Source organism: Chitinophaga sp. NPDC101104, assembly GCF_050277495.1.
Lineage (GTDB): Bacteria > Bacteroidota > Bacteroidia > Chitinophagales > Chitinophagaceae > Chitinophaga.
Window position 1 is genome coordinate 1,998,911 of the sequence record NZ_JBNNSF010000001.1, and the last position, 16,636, is coordinate 2,015,546.

A 16,636-nucleotide genomic window follows, 5' to 3' on the forward strand; every position below is an offset into this window, starting at 1 on the left:
CTACAACTGTAACAATCCCGCTTTATGGAGCGTGTTCACGGGCTTATTGTCCCAGAACAGCTCGAAATCCTCCAAACCCGCGGCAGTATAGCTCGCTTCCACGTCTTTGAGCGTGAGGGGCGTGGCGGCCTGTACCGATAACTTTTCCAGCATACCGGCCAGCCAGATCCCCTGTTCCTTGCCCACGCTGATGCTCAGCGGTTCCTTGCGCGTCTGGAACGTGAGGGACGTCACTTCCCAGGTACTGCCTTTTTTCGATTTGGTCAGCGTTTGCACCTGCGGTTTTTTGCCCAGAAAAACCACTTTGGCCGTGGGCTTGCGGGCGCCGAGCGCGTCTTCCTGCAGGGCTTTTTCGATGTAATCCGGCGGGATCCTGGTGCGGGGGATTTTCATCTCGAACCAATGCTGCAAAGGATCGTCGAGGCAAATGCCATGCATGAAATTGAAGAGCGATTTCTTCAATCCAAATGCGAACTGTTCGTGATCGGCGCCGGAATCGTCGATATGCTCGAGGTCGTTATTCGCAAAGGCGCCAACGGTTTCGGATACACGTTTAACCTGGTATTTTTCGGGATTCAGCCCCACAGGGCTATGCGCCGTCATGGTAAAAAGGTGCCAGAAAGCGGATTGCAGGATGCCCGTTTTGAAAAGCTGGCGCACCATTTCCAGGGAGTCGATGGTTTCCTGGGCGGTTTGCGTGGGGAAGCCGTACATGAGATAGGCATGCACCATGATGCCCGCTTCGGTGAAATTGCGGTTCACCTGCGCTACCTGCGCCACGGTAATGCCTTTCTGAATGAGCTCCAAAAGCCGGTCGGAGGCCACTTCCAGCCCGCCGGACACGGCAATGCAGCCGCTGGCTTTCAGCAGCAGGCAAAGGTCGCGGGTGAAGCTTTTCTCGAAGCGGATGTTGGTCCACCAGCTCACGGTGAGTTTCCGCTGGATGATCTCGAGCGCCAGCGCGCGCATGAGCGCGGGCGGCGCGGCTTCGTCCACGAAATGGAACCCCGTTTCGCCAGTCTGCGCGATCAGTTCTTCCATCCGGTCTACCAGCATGGCCGCGGCCACGGGCTCGTACAGGCGGATGTAATCGAGCGAAATGTCGCAGAAAGTGCATTTGCCCCAGTAGCAGCCATGGGCCATGGTGAGCTTGTTCCACCGGCCGTCGCTCCACATGCGGTGCATGGGGTTAACAACTTCGATGGCGGAAATGTATTTGCCGAGATGGAAATCGCTGTAGTCGGGCGTTCCTACCTGTCCCTGTTTATAATCCTTGCAGGATGCGTTGTTGATGTAGGCGACCTGCCCGTTTTTCAGCAGGAAAGTCCTCTTCAGGTCGCTTTCCGGCAGTTCGCCGGTGATGTGGCGGTAGAGGTTTTCGATGGGCGCTTCTCCGTCGTCGAGCGTGATGTAATCGTAGAATTCGAACACGCGCGGGTCGGAGACGGAGCGCAGTTCGGTGTTCGCGAATCCGCCGCCCATGCACACTTTCACCTGCGGGTAATGTTGTTTGATATATTGCGCGCAGCGGAGGGATGCATAGAGGTTGCCGGGAAAGGGGACGGAAATGGCTACCATGGCCGGTTGTATGGTTTTCATCCGTTCTTCCAGCAGGCGGATCAGGATTTCGTCGACGTAAGTAAGGGGTTGACGGAGGGCTTCGTATAATTCATCGAAACTGTTGGCAGAGCGGCCGAGTTTTTCGGCGTACCGGCTGAACCCGAAGTGCTCGTCCACACATTCCTGGATCAGATCGGACAGATCTTCGAGGTACATGGTGGCGAGGTGTTTGGCTTTGTCTTGCGTACCCATGGAGCCGAAGGCCCAGCCGAGGTCTTCGAGCTGGGAGAAGCGGGACGCTTCGGGGAGGAAGTCGCGCTTGCAGATCCGGTGCGCCAGGGTGGGATTGTGGCCTTGCAGGAAGGAGATCACGTCGTCGATGGTATGTACGTAATCGTCTTGCAGGGCGAGGATGCGCGCCGCATTGGGGCTCAGTTCCCTGTCTGCCGGAATGCGGGCGAAGAGGGTGGAAAGGCCGCTTTGGGAAAACAGCGCCACGGTGGCTTCGATGCCCAGGTCTGCCTGAACGGAGGGGATGCCCCTGGTATTGAGGAAACCTTTCAGGTAGGCCGTGGCCGGGTAAGGCGTGTTCAGCTGTGTAAAAGGCGGTGTAATGAGGAATACGGGTGCGCTCAAATTCGGATTCGTTTAAACCGCAAAATTAACCCGAAATAATTAAACCCGGATTTTTCCTATTTTACGCGCTGCGAGTTATGAAAAGAAAGATGATCATAGCGGCCATGGCCTTTGGTCTGCCGGCCGCTGCACAAACGGATACCACGGTGCTCCAGGGCGTTACCGTGCAGGGGTACGCCCAGCAGCGCGACCTCTCCACCGTTCCCGGGGCGGTGAGCGTGATCAGGGAGCAGGACCTGCAGCGGATAGCCCCCGGCTCCCTCGTGCCCGCGCTCAACGCGGCGCCGGGCGTGCGCATGGAAGAACGTTCGCCGGGCAGTTACCGGTTGAACATCCGGGGCAGCTCCCTGCGGTCGCCCTTCGGCGTCCGCAACGTCAAAATGTATTATAATGGCCTGCCGTTCACCGATCCCGGCGGCAACACTTATCTTAACCAGTTCTCTCCTGTCATATTCTCCTCCCTCGAAGTGCTGAAAGGCCCCGGGAGCAGCCTGTACGGCGCCGGGACAGGGGGCGTACTCCTGGGAGACCGCCGCTTTGGCCCCGAAAACAGCTTCAGCGCGGGGTATACGGTGGGCAGTTTCGGCAGTCACCAGGCGGTGGTCAGCGCCGATTTCGGCAGCGCGAAGTTCCGGCAACAGGCCATGGCATCGTGGCAGGAAGCCGGCGGTTACCGCGACCGTTCCTACATGCGCCGCTATGTAGCAGGCTGGGGCGGTAGATGGGAGGCCAGCGAACGGTCTGTGCTGGAAGCGCACCTGCTGGCCGGCGACCTCTATTACGAAACGCCCGGCGGCCTCACGCTGGCGCAGTTCCTCGCCAATCCGAAGCAGGCGCGCCCGGCCGCGGGGGCTTTCCCTTCCGCAGCAGGCGCACATGCCGCCATTTACCAGCAAACGCTGTGGGGCGGCTTGAAATGGGCGTACCGCTGGAACGAGCATTGGGAGCATTCCGTGGGCGTGTACGGCGCCTGGAGCGGCCTGCGCAACCCGTCTATCCGGAATTACGAACAACGCAACGAGCCCCATGCCGGGGCGCGCACCGTGGTGACCTGGAAACAGGGGCCCTGGCGCGTGCTGGCGGGAGCGGAAGGGCAAATAGGGAATTTCCGCACGCGGGTGTCTGCGAATAAGAACGGCGAGGCGGCTATTCTCCAGACAGACGACCGCATCCGCAACGGCCTCCTGTCCCTCTTCGCGCAGTCCGAACTGGTGCTCGACGGCGGCTGGGTGTTCACGGCCGGCCTGAGCATGAACGGCGCCAATACGACGGTCCGCAGGGTGTCGGACACACCGGAGTTCCGGTTCTCCACGCAATACGACACGGAATGGGCGCCGCGAGTGGCCGTCCTGAAGCAATTCAACGCCTGGGCCAGTGTGTATGCCGTAGTGTCTAAAGGTTTCTCGCCGCCGGCGGTAGCCGAGCTGCTGCCGTCTACCAGCGTCATCAATACCGATCTGCAGGCCGAAAAAGGATGGAACTACGAAGCCGGCGCGCGCGGCGGGAACAGCCGTTTCCGGTACGACGTGAGCCTTTTCCGTTTCCAGTTGAAAGACGCGATCGTGCAGCGGCGCGACGCTTCCGGCGCAGATTACTTCGTGAATGCCGGCGCCACCGTGCAACAGGGCGCGGAAGTGGCCGTTGCATATCAGCCGCTGGATGTGCTGGGGCTCCGTGGCGGGTGGACTTTCCATCATTTCCGGTACGACGAGTTTTCCCAGGCAGGCAAATCATTTAACGGCAACCGTCTTCCCGGAACGCCGCAACATGCGCTCACTGCTTCGGCGGACGTGCGCATCCGTCCATCGTTCTCGCTTTTCGCCACCTGGCTGTACAACGATGATATTTTCATGAACGACGCCAATACCGATAAATCCGCTGCCTTCCACCTGCTCGGTCTGAAAGCCGAATACAAACTGAAGGGCAGGGGATGGGAGGGCCGCCTGTTCGCCGGAGGCGAAAATCTCCTCAACCAAACCTATAGCCTCGGCAACGACATCAACGCCGCAGCCGGCCGCTATTACAACGCCGCGCCCGGCCGTTCTTTCTACGCAGGTTTTGCCGTGAAATTGGGCGGAGGGAAAACGCCCGCCGAATAATACGGCGGCATGTTCAGGTAAACGCCGTTTGGCCGGAGGCGCCTGTCAGCAAAGAGTTTAGACGTTATCGGCAGAAAATACCAGCCCCCGGAATGCACGGCATACCGGGGGCTTTTTATTGTGTGATGCAGTAAGAAAAAATTGCTGGATAAGTTGTGCCTAAAAAAGTGCGTCGCTGCAATGGTTGCATCCAACTTGCCTTTATCTTTGCCTTGTACTTGATTGGGGCCAATCCCCACAGGTACCTTTCGGCGGCTCCGGCTGCCTCAACATATACCGCCCGCCCTGCCCAGGTTTACACCACAGCATGGCGGGTACTTTTTTTACACCATATATTCCCACGCACTTTTGTAAGCGTCGTTCGCTTCTGCGTAGGCGATGAAACCCGCGTAGTACGGCAATCTTGATAAAGTTGCACTGTCGCCGATGATCACGAGTTTTTTGCGCGCCCGCGTCATGGCCACGTTCATCCGCCGGATGTCTGACAGGAAGCCGATCTTGTTGTCGGAATTGCTGCGCGTCATGCTGATATATACCACGTCGCGCTCCTGCCCCTGGAAGCTGTCGATCGTATTGACGGAGATCCTGTCGCCGAAAATTTTAAGGTCGGGATGATGGTCGAGCTGTTCGCGCAGCAAACCGATCTGCTCCTTATATGGCGCAATCACCGCGATAGAAGGGAAGTTGCCGGGGTGATAATGCGGCAGCAGCGTTTCCACGAAGCCCGCCAGGTGGCGGAAGAGGAATGCCGCTTCTTCGGGGTTGGAGGTGCTGGTGCCTTCCGACTTTTCATCGAACCCGCAGCCCGCCGTGTCTACGAACGCCAGCGGCGCATCTTCGCCGAACAGCAGGTGCCCCGCCACCGAAGGATGCGCTTTCAACCGGCTGTCGTAAAATGCGGTGGAGGAATATCCCATGATGGCATTGTGCATGCGGTATTGCTCTTCGAGCATGGTCACCGATCCCGGATGGCGGACGGCGAGTTTTTCGAGCAGGGTTTCGGCGAGGCCGTTGCGCGCAGCGTCCGCCGATTTGATGGTGGGCGGCAGCTGGCAATGGTCGCCGGCGAGCACTACTTTTTTTCCTTTCAGTGCCGCGATCCAGCAGGCAGGCTCCAGGGCCTGGCCGGCTTCATCGATCACCACGGTATCGTATTGCAGGTGGCGGACGGTGTAATGTTGCGCGCCGACGGGCGTGGCGGTCACCACCTGCGATTTGTCGAGAATGTCCGAAACGATGTACTGTTCCATCTTTTCGACGCTTTGCATGATGTTGCGGGCTTCCGCGAAAAGGGCTTTCCGCTGCTCGCGCTCCGACTTCCCGAAATTGCGCTTGTATTTATGCGCCATATCGCGGAACTCGTTGGCCTGCTTGCGGAGCCGGCGGATTTCCTTAACAGACGAATGGTTGCTCACCTGCGCGTCCAGCGTAATGTCCGTCAATTTCTCCGATACCTTAACGGGATTGCCTACACGGAGTACGCGAAGGCCTTCGGCGGAGAGTTTCTCGCTGAGCAGGTCTACCGCGGCATTGCTGGGCGCCACTACGAGGATCTTTTTATCGTCGTTGGAAAGCAGTGCATTGATAGCCTGTACGATGGTAGTGGTTTTGCCGGTCCCGGGAGGGCCGTGGACTACGGCTACATCGTTGGCGGACAATATTTTATTAACGGCTTCCTGTTGGGAAGGATTGAGGGTTTGGGAGGAAAACGGCGTATGATATGCGTCGAAAGCAGGTTGTTCCGCGCCGGTGAGCACGCGCACGAGGCGGCCTTCGGTTGGTTTTTCGAGGAGGGATTCCGCTTTCTGCAGGGCGGAGAACATTTCTTCGTAGCTGGCATTGTCGAACAGGAGGTCGATGCCCAGTTTGCCGCTGTCTGCCCATTCCGGCAGCTCGTCCGATTTCAGGGTGATCTTGAGGCGGTTGCCGCTTTGCCAGGCGATGGTGCCTTCGGCACGGTACTCCTTCGGGTCGTGCTGGGAAAACAACACGGCCGACGCGCCGAAACGCAGCTGGTGGGGCACATCGTGATGCGTGGTGCGCTCGATCTCCACCGTCAGGTAATCGCCGCGGCTCATTTCCGAACCGCGGATGGCCACGGGGTACCAGGAAAGGCCGTTGGCGCGCCTTTCGGCCACGGATACGCTTTCTGTGAGTTTACGGTAATTTTCCCTGTCGTCCGACTTCTCCTGCTGCAACAACTGCCGGAGCCTGCTGAAATAATCCATCCCGCAAAGGTAATCATTCCCCGAAGGCGGCCCATCAACCTTAAAGAACATATTAACATCTTATTGGCTATTTTCGGGCCGTATGACAAAAAAAACGGCGCCCCGTTCCCGGGAGCGCCGTTTTTTTATTGCGGTGCGTTATGCGTCAGGGTTTGTCCCACCACACAGGTTCCGCCATATAGGTCGGATTTCCCGCATTGGGATTGGCTTCCAGCACTTTGACCATGTTATAGTTGACCTCGTAGGACGGAACGGCGCAACGGCGCGGCCAGTCGGTAGGATTGGGATAACCTTCGGCCATGACGTGCGACGGCCGTTTGAACCCTTTGTAAACACCGGTGGCTTCGTCGTAATTGCCGGCCGCGTCCGCACAGAAATTCATGCGGCGCATATCCATCCAGGCTTCCGGTGAATAGCTCAGCGCGATCCATTTCTGGATCATGATGTGGCTCATCGTGATATCCTGCGCGTTTTGCACAACGGATGTGCTGGAGAGGAAATTATCGATCGTGGTGCCGGCGATGCCCATGGTGTTCATATGCGAGCGGATGCCGGCCTTGTAGGCGGCCAGTGCTTCCGGGCGCTTGCCCTGGCGGAACAGCATTTCCGCTTCGATGAAGCGCATTTCGGCGTTGGTGATCAGCAGGCCTTTGCCGCCGCGTTGGGTGTACCAGGAGCCGGTAGACACGATTTTATCGCCGGGTTTCGGGGCCACGGGGTTTTTCCGAAGGGTGATGAAACGCGCATCGCTGGCTGCCGGGCCGGATTTGGGCATGTCGGAAGCCATATCCACGCCCTCGGAGCGCACCAGCACGCCGTTAGCGTCGGTAGCACTGGGGATCATGAGCGCGGCACGCGGGTCTTCCATGTTGTTGGCGCCGGAGGGGGCGCCGGTGTATTTGTTGGTGAGATAGTCGATGAACAGCTTCGTGGGGCGGTAGTTGTTGTTGATGTTCGCGTATTGCAGCGCGGCCTGCACGGTAGAAGTGGCGGGCGATTCGTCTACGTACTGCATGATGGCGCCCTCGTCGTCGGTTTTGGGCGCTTTATCGAGCAGGTCGAGCACGGCCTGGGGATTGAAACCCGCTTTCTTGGAAGTATGCAGCAGGAAGCGGGCCTTCAGCGCATAGGCCATCTTGATCCAGTCCGTCACATTGCCGCCATGGAGGTAATCGCCTTTGGAAAGGGCGGGAGCGATGGCGCCCTGGGTTTTCTGGAGGTCGGCGATGGCTTCGTCCAGCAAGGCCAGCACTTTCGTTTGCACGTAAGCGCCGTCGTCGAATTTGGGCGTGAGCACTTTCGGATCGTCGAACTCATCGTAGGGCAGCATACCGTAATAATCGGCCATGTACCCGAACCCCCAGGCTTTCATGATCTTGCCCACGCCCACGTAATGCCAGGCGTCCACTTTCTGCGCGGCAACGATCATGGGCTGGATGTTCACGGCAGTGTTCACATACCAGCTCTGCCAGGGCCATCCGGCGATGGAAGACGATGCGGCGGTGGAGTTCCAGCGGCTCATTTCGTAAGCGGCCAGTCCGTTAACGTACACTGTGGCGAGCTGTTGGGTAATGAGCGCCGCGCGGGTGCCGGCGCTTTCATATCCGTCCACGAACTGGGCGAGGATGGGCGGAAGGCGCTGCTCGGGCGTGGGGTCCGCTTCCTGGCCTACGTTCGGGTTTTGATTGATGTCCAGCCATTTCTTACAGGATGTAAAAGAAACGGCGGCTATGGTGAGAATGCAGATGATCTTTTTCATGTCCCTCAGAATTAGAATTTAACATTTAAACTAACACCCAGTCCGGAAGTGGAAGGGATCCCGCCGTAGTCGATGCCTACAGACCCGGAACCGATCACACCCGCGCCGGCGGCGCTGGTCTCGGGGTCCATACCGGTGTAGTTCGTGAACAGCAGCAGATTGTTGCCGTTGAGGCTCAGCGATGCGTTTTTCACCCATTTCATGTTGGTGAACATTCCCTGCGGGAGGTTGTAGGTGAGCGACAGCGAGCGCAGGCGCATCCAGTTCACTTTTTCCACGAAGAAGGGGATATGGTTCAGGTACATTTCGCGGTAGAATTTCTCCGTAGCTTTTACGGTAGCGGTTTTGGCTTCGTACTTGTTGGTGCCGGGGTTCATGGAAACGCCGGTGAGGGTGATGTCCTGGTCACGGTTTTCGGTGATGGTGCTGAGGCCGTTGCTCACGAGCATGTATTCCGTTCCGTTGAACACGTCTCCGCCCAGCCGGAAATCCCAGAGGAAGGAAAGGTTCCAGTTTTTGTAGGTGAAGCTGTTGTTGATGCCGCCCAGCAGGTTTGGCTCGCGGTTGCCCACGTTTTCGGTGGTGTTGCCGGAGATTTTGGGCAGGCCGGTCACCCAGTCGAGGATGGTGTTGCCGTTTTCATCGTGCTGCCAGCGCGAGCCGCTGAGGCCCATGAAGTTGCCGCCGTCGAACGAAGCTGCTTTCGCATTGCCGACCTGCACGTCTGTCACGTAAAGGATGGGCAGGGCAGCGGGGAGCGATTTCACGGTGCCTTTGTTTTTGGAGAAGTTCAGCGCCACGTCCCAGTTAAAATCCTTTTTGCGGATGGGGTTGGCGTTGACAGACACTTCAATCCCCCGATTCTCGATCTCGCCGGTGTTCACATAGCTGAGGATGTAGCCGGTGGCGTTGGAAACGCGGGGCTGGAGGATCTGGTCGCGGCTGTTGTTGATGTAATACGTTACGTCCAGCCCGAGGCGGTTGCCGAGGAAGCGCAGTTCCGTACCTACTTCGGTGGAAGTAGTGGTTTCGGGTTTCATGTTCGGGTTGCCGCGGGTCCATTCATTGCGGAAACCGCCGCCGATGGTCAGTTCCGGCGTTTTCAGGTAAGTGGCCGTCTGGTAAGCCGGCGCTACTTTACCTACCTGGGCCCAGGAAGCGCGCACCTTTCCGTAGCTGAGGATGCTGTTATTACCCATCAGTTCGGTGAAGACGAAACTGCCGCTCACGGCGGGGTAGAAGAACGACCAGTTGTCTTGCGTGAGGGTGGACGTCCAGTCGTTGCGCCCTGTGGCACTCAGGAACACCATGTTTTTATACGAAACGCGGAGATCGCCGTAAGCGCCCACGAGCCTGGAGCGGTCGAGCTTCTGGAGGGCGTAGCGGTCGCGGCGGTCGGCGTTGTTGATGGTCCATTTGTTGGGCAGCAGGAGGTTTTCCGCGCGCAGGGAATTGGATTTCGTTTTGAAATCTTCCGCAGTGGTGCCCAGCAGGAAGTTCAGGTCCCAATCCCTGCCGATGTTCTTGTGGAAGTTCAACATGAAGTTGGAATTGATGTACTGGTAGTTCCTGTCCGTTTCGGAAATCATGCCTTTCAGCCAGGCTTCCTTCACGGAGGAGCCGGGAGAAACGATGGTGGAGAACTGGGTCACGTAATTATCGATACCGAGGCGATAGGTGGCGTCCAGCCAGTCGGTGATTTTCACGTTGGCGTAGGCCGTTCCCAGCCAGCGGTTGGTTTTATCGCCCTGCGGGTTGCGGTGCAGGATCCAGTTCGGGTTTTCGAGGTCGCCGTCGGCATCGAGGCTGATGGCGGGCAGGAGGCGGACCTTCGCGCCATTGGGATCGAGCCAGTACCGCATGTCGCGGTTACGGGGCCATACCAGCGCGCCTTCCAGCGCACCGTTGGTTTTGGCTTCCCAGAGCCCGTTGGCCGTGAGGGTTTTGGTGGTGTTGGCGTGCGAGAAGGAGGAATTGATGCCGAAGGTGAACCGTCCTATCTTCTGTTCACCGTTAAAGCGGACCGTGGAGCGGTTGAAGCCCGTGGTGGGCACGATGCCGGTTTGGCGGAGGTCGGAGCCGGAAAGGAAGAAGTTCCCGTTCTTGTTGCCGCCGGTGACGGTGAAGCTGTTATCGAACGCCTGGCCGTGCTGGAAGAAGTTGCGGAGATTGTCGTACACTTCCTCGCCCGCTTCGAAGCGTTTGCCCCAGGAAACCGTGGTTTGGTCGGTAAACGTGCCGTTCAGCGAAGAGCCTTGCTTGAAGGTGCTTTGTTGTTTCGGCAGTTTGTTCACCCAGCTGTTGGTGTAGCGGGAGGTGACGGATGCGCTCACCGCGCCGTCTTTACCTTTTTTGGTGGTGATGACGATGGCGCCGTTGGCCGCGCGGATACCGTAAAGGCCCGCGGCGGCTGGGCCTTTCAGTACCGAAATGCTTTCGATGTCTTCCGGGTTGAGGTCCATCGCGCGGTTGGAGTTGGTGGTGGAGCGGTTGATCATCCCGTCGAAGGCGCTGTTGTCTCCCTGGCCTGTGGAGTTATCGATCGGCATGCCGTCTACCACGAACAGGGGCTGGTTGTCGCGTTCGAGCGAGGTGCCGCCGCGGATCACGATGGAGGCGGAGGAGCCGGGGGCGCCGCCGGAGTTGGTGATGTTGAGGCCGGCGATCTTGCCGTTGAGGGAATTGATGAGGTTGGGATCTTTGTTTTTCATCAGTTCATCAGCCTTGATGTCTTGCACGGAATACCCCAATGCCTTTCGTTCCTTTTTGATGCCCATGGCCGTAACCACCACTTCGCCGAGCGCGCTGGAACTGGTTTCCATTACGACGCGGAGCGTGGCGTTGTCCCCGATCACCACGTCTTTGGTGACGTATCCGATGAAGGAGAACTCCAGCACTTCGCCGGGCGCTGCGGAGATGGTGAACTGGCCGGACGGATTGGTTTGCGCATAGCGCGTGGTGCCTTTGATACGGATGGAGACGCCGGGCATGGGTGTGCCGTCGTCTCCCTGCACGGTGCCGGTAATGGCTTTTTGCTGCGCCGGGGAAAGGGCAGGCAGCAATAGGAGTATTAACGACAAAGCCGTTAATAACCTGAGCATGTTTCTCATGGTAGCTGATTTTGTGAAAGGATATAACTGGTTGACAAATAGTGACATAGCTGAGCTGTATGCACGCTGCACGATTTAAATTGGTTGCCGTTCCCGTGTCTTTTGGGCAAAGGGTTATCCAGACGTGGGTTTCCCGTTTGTTTTACAGTGTGTTAAGGAATAGCGATTTGATTTTGATAAATATGCTGTCGTACGCGATGATTTCCCGTCGAATCGCGTTTTCCTTTTACCGGAAATGCGAATCCGACACCAATATAAGCGCAAAACCCGGTGAAATCAATGGATGTGGATTATTTTTTATTTCATATGCTTGCGAATTGCTTTCAGGCTGTTTACTTTTACGCTTAGAAATCCCCATTATCGCCCCATGATTTGTATTTGATTGATTGTTAACGGTATAGGATTTACGGAGAAAGCCGGATAGGCTTGATAGTTTGATATTTAACTAATTTGTAGTACCTTTGCATCGTTATGATACCATCGAAAGAATTTGAGCATATCCGTAACACCCTGGACGCGATCACGAGTTTGCGGTCGGCCATGCGGCAGTTCATCTCCAAAAAGATCAAGGAAGGGAATTATGACATCACGTACGAGATGATGCAGCTGCTGCTGGTGCTCTGGCGCGGCCATGAAGTGAACCAGCAGGAGATCGCCAACCTGCTCATCAAGAACAAGGCGAGCATCACCCCGCTGATCGACAACCTCAGCAAGCGCAAGCTCGTGGTGCGAACGGAAGACCCGTCTGACCGCCGCAACAAGATCATCGCCCTTACAAAGGCCGGGCGCGAGTATATGGAGGCGTTCAGCCCGGTGCTCGACGATTTCTTCCGCAGGATAGAGACGGATGTGACCATGGCCGAACTGGAAATGGTGAGCGAGGTGCTGATGAAAATGCGCAGGAACATGGTGTCCTGATTTTTTTTGCCCTAATGGTTAAAGATTTAACTATATAATGTTTAACGAAGATTGATCATGAAGCATATACTTATCATATGGACGGTGGTGCTCCTGGCATCGGGCCCTTTGCAGGCGCAGGATTCTCTGCGCCGGGTGGTGCCGCTTCCCGAGATATTCCGCCTCACCGAAACGGCGAACCCATCGCTGAAGGTGTCTGCCGCCGGCGTAGCCCTGGCGCGCCAGCAAACGGAAGTGGCGCGGCTCCAGCGGTTGCCGGGCCTCAACGCCTCGCTGGGAGCGGGGTATATGGGCGATCCGCTCATCATCGACCGGAACTTTACCAACACCACGAGCGTAGCGATGCCCAGTTTCACGAACTCGTTCGCGCTGCAGGCCACCCAGCTCATCTTCAAGGGGAACCAGGTGAAAAACAACATCGCCGCGGCCACGCTCCGGGAGCAGCTGGCGGAACTGGGGCTGGAAAAGAACACGCAGGACATGAAGCTCCTCGCCGCCGGGAACTACTTCGATCTCTACAAGCTCTACAACCAGCGCAAGGTGTATGCAGACAACATCGCCCTGGCCGGCGAGCGCCTCAAAAACATCCGCCGGATGCACGCGGAAGGGATGGTGACGCGCAACGACGTGATCCGGAACGAACTGCTGCTGTCTAACCTGCAACTGGCATCCAACGTCATTGGCAACAACATCAACATCCTCAATAAACAACTCACCACGGCGCTCGGCCTACCCGATGAACTGCTCATCCTCCCGGATACCACTTTGCTGGAGGAGCACCCGGCCGTGAAAGACATCCGCTATTACCAGGCGCTCGTTCCGGGGCACCAGCCGGATGTGAAAATGGCCGCCAAAAGCACGGAGATCGCGCAGGCGGGACTGAAAGTCACGAAGGCGGACAGGCTGCCTTCGCTGTCGGCTTACGCGGGCAATAACCTGTCGAGGCCCGTGACGTCGGTGAGCCCCGCGCTCGACGCGTATGCGAACGGCTGGCAGGCGGGATTGACGCTGTCCTTCAATATCGCGTCCATCTACACGGCCCCGAAACACATCAGACAGGCGGAACTGCAGGTGGAACAATACCGCGCGGTGGAAATGGAGAAAATCCAGCAGGCGGGCGTGGCGGTGAATGCGGCATACGTGAAGCACAATGAAGCCATCACGCAATGGCAGACGCTGGAACAGAACCGGCGACTGGCGGAAGAAAACTACCGCATCATCGAAAAGAAATACCTCAACCAGCTGGCCCTGGCCGTAGACCTGCTCGATGCCACCAACGCCAAGTTGGACGCGGAGCTGCAATACACGAACGCGGAAATCAATATCCTTTTCACATATTACCAGCTCCTCAAAACCACCGGACAATTATAAACACACAACACTGCAAATAATGGCAACGCAACATAACAACAACAGGAAAACAGGCCGGCACAAACGGCGGATGATGTACGTCAACATCGCCGCATTTGTGCTTATTGCCGCGGGGCTCGTTTGGGTGCTCCGCCAGTATTTCCATGTGGGCGACGGCAGCTATACCAACGCCGCGCAGGTGGAGGCTTTCATTAACCCCATCAACACCCGCGTGCCGGGTTACATCAAAGAAATCCGTTTCATCGAGCACCAGGCAGTGAAGCAGGGCGATACGCTGGTGGTGATAGACGACCGCGAGCTGCAAACGGCCCTCGCGCAGGCGGAAGCGGCGTATGCCAACGCCCTGGCGGCGAAGGCCACCACGGCATCTTCCGTGCGGACGGTCAGGAACAACATCGGTGTATCGGAAGCGAACATCGCCGGCGCGAAAGCCCGGCTCTGGAATGCGGAACAGAATTATAAAAGATACGAAAGCCTGCTGAAGGACGATGCGGTTACCCGGCAGCAGTTCGAACAGATGAAAACGGAGTACGAGGCGCAAAAAGCCACGTACGACGCCCTCGTGAACCAGCGTACCACTACCAGCCTGAGCGCCGATGAAACGGCTAGCCGCCTGGCGGTGAACGACGCGGAGATCAAGCGCGCCAAAGCTGCGCTGGACATGGCCCGCCTCAACATCGGCTACACCGTCATCACCGCCCCGCACAACGGGTTCGTGGGCCGGCGGAGCATTAACGAAGGGCAATTGCTCCAGGCGGGGCAGCAGGTGGCCACGATCGTGACGAGCGAACAGAAATGGGTGACCGCCAATTACCGCGAGCGGCAGATGGACAAGATCCGGATCGGCCGGAAGCTCCGCATCAAAGTGGATGCGCTCGGCGATAAGGAATACATCGGTGAAGTGACGGCCATTTCCGCCGCCACGGGGAGCCGCTACGCATCCGTGCCCGTCGATAACTCGACCGGCAACTTCGTAAAAGTGCAGCAACGGATACCGGTGCGCATCGAATTCACACCAGACAATGCCCCGGAAGCCCTCGCGCTGCTGCGCGCCGGGATGAACGTGGTCATTACACTCGATTAATCATGAACCAGTTATACGACAAAGGACTTTTTCACAGCTGGGTGCCCAGGCCCCTGGCGCTGCTGCTCATCGGCGTGTTCGAGCTGCCGGTGCTGGCGGCGGCGGGTGTATATACCGGTAATATCAGCGACATGGTGGGAAGCCTCGGCACTTATACCGAAGTGATCTCGATGGCCAATTACGCCAACGTGATCGGAATGGGGGCCGTGGTGCCGGTGATCTTGCGGCTGGAGCGGCGGTTCCGGGGGAAGGAGTTGCTGGTGGGCTGCTTCCTGGCGCTGGCGGCGCTTTCCGTGTTGTGCGCCATGACCACGGAGCCCCTGGTGATCGTAGGGGCCTCGTTCCTCATGGGCGTTTTCAAGATGCTGGCTTTACTGAAAATGATCCCTGTGATCATGTTCCTCATCACGCCCACAGGCGACCGCGGCAAGTTTTATTCGTTTTACTATACCATCAGCATCGTGACGAGCCAGTTGGTGATCTGGGGGACCACCGGCTTGGCGTACAAATCGGAATGGCAGGCGGTGTATTATGCGATAGCAGGGATTTTGCTGATCAACGCGTTGCTGGCCGTGATCTTCATGCATAACAAGCGCAGTGCGCGGGCGGTGTCGTTGAAAGGCATCGACTGGTGGAGCATGGCGATCTTCGCCGCGGCCTTCCTGCTGCTGGATTATGTGCTGGTGTTTGCGCGGCAGCAGGCCTGGTTTGCGTCTGCATCGATCCAGTGGGCGGCAGTGGGGTTCGTGGTGCTGGCGGGCCTGTTCGTATGGCGCCAGCTGATGCTTCGACATCCCTTTATCGACGTGCGCGTCTTCCGGAAAACGCCCGTCTGGCATGGATTGCTGCTGCTGATAAGCCTGGGCGTGTACATGGGCACCGCAGCCATGCAAACCACATTCACCACCGGTGTGCTGGGGTACGACAACTATACCAACGCCATCCTCTACGCGTGGATGATCCCCGGTATCATCGCCGGCGGCATCATGGGCGCCGTGGGCTTTAAACGGGGATGGCATCTCAAATACTTCATATTCGGCGGCTATCTGTGTTTCATGGCGTATAGCGTGAGCATGTACTTCCTCATGGCGCCCGTCATCGACATCGAATATCTCTACGCCATCAGTGTGGTAAAGGGTTTGGGGATGACGGTCCTGTTCATCGGGATCTGGTATTACGCTATGAGCACCCTCCCTATGGATGAAATGCTGAGTGCCGTGAGCGTGCTCATGGTGGTGCGGACCTTCGTGGGCGTGGCGCTGTTCGCTGCGGTGTATTCCTGGGCGCAATACCAGCTGCAATGGCAAAGCGCCGCCAATCTGGCCACGGGGATGGATGCCGTTGCCTTCGACGGCGGGATGGCGATATACGGCCAATTGCAGATACAAGCCGTGCTGGATGCCACCAAAACGCTGTACGGGTACGTTTGCATCGGGGGGCTTTTCATTCTGACGTATGTATTGACGCATCACTTCGGCCGGCTGGATTTCCGGCGGATGGTGACGATCAGCCGCGCGATTTCGGGGACGCCGTTGAAGGCGCGTTTCAGGAGGAGGAGGGACGATGATGAGGGGGATGCGGTGGCCGCCGCGGCAGCGGCGGCTTGAGTTGTGATGGGAGAGACCGGAAGATGTGATTGGATTTCGGTGTTTTGTGCCTCAATGCCCCGGCACAACGCCGAAAACTGCGCAGTGTTTGCAACTGTGCCGACCAATTGTTGGAGTTGGCTGCTGTCCAGCAGGGGGCAACAGACATGTGGCGGTAGATAGCTGGCGCAATCGTTGAACGGGAGGCGGAGGATATCAAAGGCTGGATGGGCACTTATCGAAGTAACGCATCGCTATTGTATCGGCCACCTAAATAGGAGTAAT

Annotated in this window: 9 protein-coding genes; 5 read left to right on the forward strand and 4 right to left on the reverse strand. The window is 57.6% G+C overall.

Annotated elements, in window-relative coordinates:
• On the reverse strand, nucleotides 1–2,196 hold the full coding sequence (locus ACQKLP_RS08200) for a B12-binding domain-containing radical SAM protein (RefSeq protein WP_427321800.1): 2,196 nt from the start codon (nucleotides 2,194–2,196) through the stop codon (nucleotides 1–3).
• A gap of 77 nt (nucleotides 2,197–2,273) precedes the next feature.
• Here ACQKLP_RS08200 and ACQKLP_RS08205 point away from each other — a divergent pair, with 77 nt between their 5' ends.
• Complete coding sequence (locus ACQKLP_RS08205; RefSeq protein ID WP_427321802.1) at nucleotides 2,274–4,295, forward strand: TonB-dependent receptor family protein; 2,022 nt, start codon at nucleotides 2,274–2,276, stop codon at nucleotides 4,293–4,295.
• 323 nt (nucleotides 4,296–4,618) lie between these two features.
• Here ACQKLP_RS08205 and ACQKLP_RS08210 read toward each other — a convergent pair whose 3' ends face one another.
• The 3 genes from ACQKLP_RS08210 to ACQKLP_RS08220 all read right to left on the reverse strand — a co-directional run bounded on the left by ACQKLP_RS08210 (nucleotide 4,619) and on the right by ACQKLP_RS08220 (nucleotide 11,392).
• Nucleotides 4,619–6,574 (reverse strand): AAA domain-containing protein, encoded by a 1,956-nt coding sequence (locus ACQKLP_RS08210; RefSeq protein ID WP_427321804.1) that lies wholly within the window; start codon nucleotides 6,572–6,574, stop codon nucleotides 4,619–4,621.
• A gap of 94 nt (nucleotides 6,575–6,668) precedes the next feature.
• Nucleotides 6,669–8,282: a SusD/RagB family nutrient-binding outer membrane lipoprotein gene (locus ACQKLP_RS08215; protein WP_427321806.1), complete on the reverse strand. Its 1,614-nt coding sequence runs from the start codon at nucleotides 8,280–8,282 to the stop codon at nucleotides 6,669–6,671.
• Nucleotides 8,283–8,293: 11 nt separating this feature from the next.
• Entirely contained in the window at nucleotides 8,294–11,392 is a 3,099-nt protein-coding gene (locus tag ACQKLP_RS08220; protein ID WP_427321808.1) for a SusC/RagA family TonB-linked outer membrane protein, read from the reverse strand.
• A gap of 471 nt (nucleotides 11,393–11,863) precedes the next feature.
• Here ACQKLP_RS08220 and ACQKLP_RS08225 point away from each other — a divergent pair, with 471 nt between their 5' ends.
• From ACQKLP_RS08225 to ACQKLP_RS08240, 4 genes are read left to right on the forward strand one after another with little or no spacing between them, the layout of a single operon-like run.
• A complete protein-coding gene (locus tag ACQKLP_RS08225; protein WP_427321809.1) occupies nucleotides 11,864–12,310 on the forward strand; it encodes a MarR family winged helix-turn-helix transcriptional regulator in 447 nt (148 codons plus the stop codon).
• A gap of 57 nt (nucleotides 12,311–12,367) precedes the next feature.
• On the forward strand, nucleotides 12,368–13,681 hold the full coding sequence (locus tag ACQKLP_RS08230; protein WP_427321811.1) for a TolC family protein: 1,314 nt from the start codon (nucleotides 12,368–12,370) through the stop codon (nucleotides 13,679–13,681).
• A gap of 19 nt (nucleotides 13,682–13,700) precedes the next feature.
• Nucleotides 13,701–14,765: an HlyD family secretion protein gene (locus ACQKLP_RS08235; RefSeq protein WP_427321813.1), complete on the forward strand. Its 1,065-nt coding sequence runs from the start codon at nucleotides 13,701–13,703 to the stop codon at nucleotides 14,763–14,765.
• Nucleotides 14,766–14,767: 2 nt separating this feature from the next.
• Nucleotides 14,768–16,372 carry an MFS transporter gene (locus tag ACQKLP_RS08240; RefSeq protein ID WP_427321815.1) on the forward strand — a complete coding sequence of 535 codons (1,605 nt, stop codon included), beginning with the start codon at nucleotides 14,768–14,770 and terminating at the stop codon, nucleotides 16,370–16,372.
• The last annotated feature ends 264 nt before the right edge of the window (nucleotides 16,373–16,636 follow it).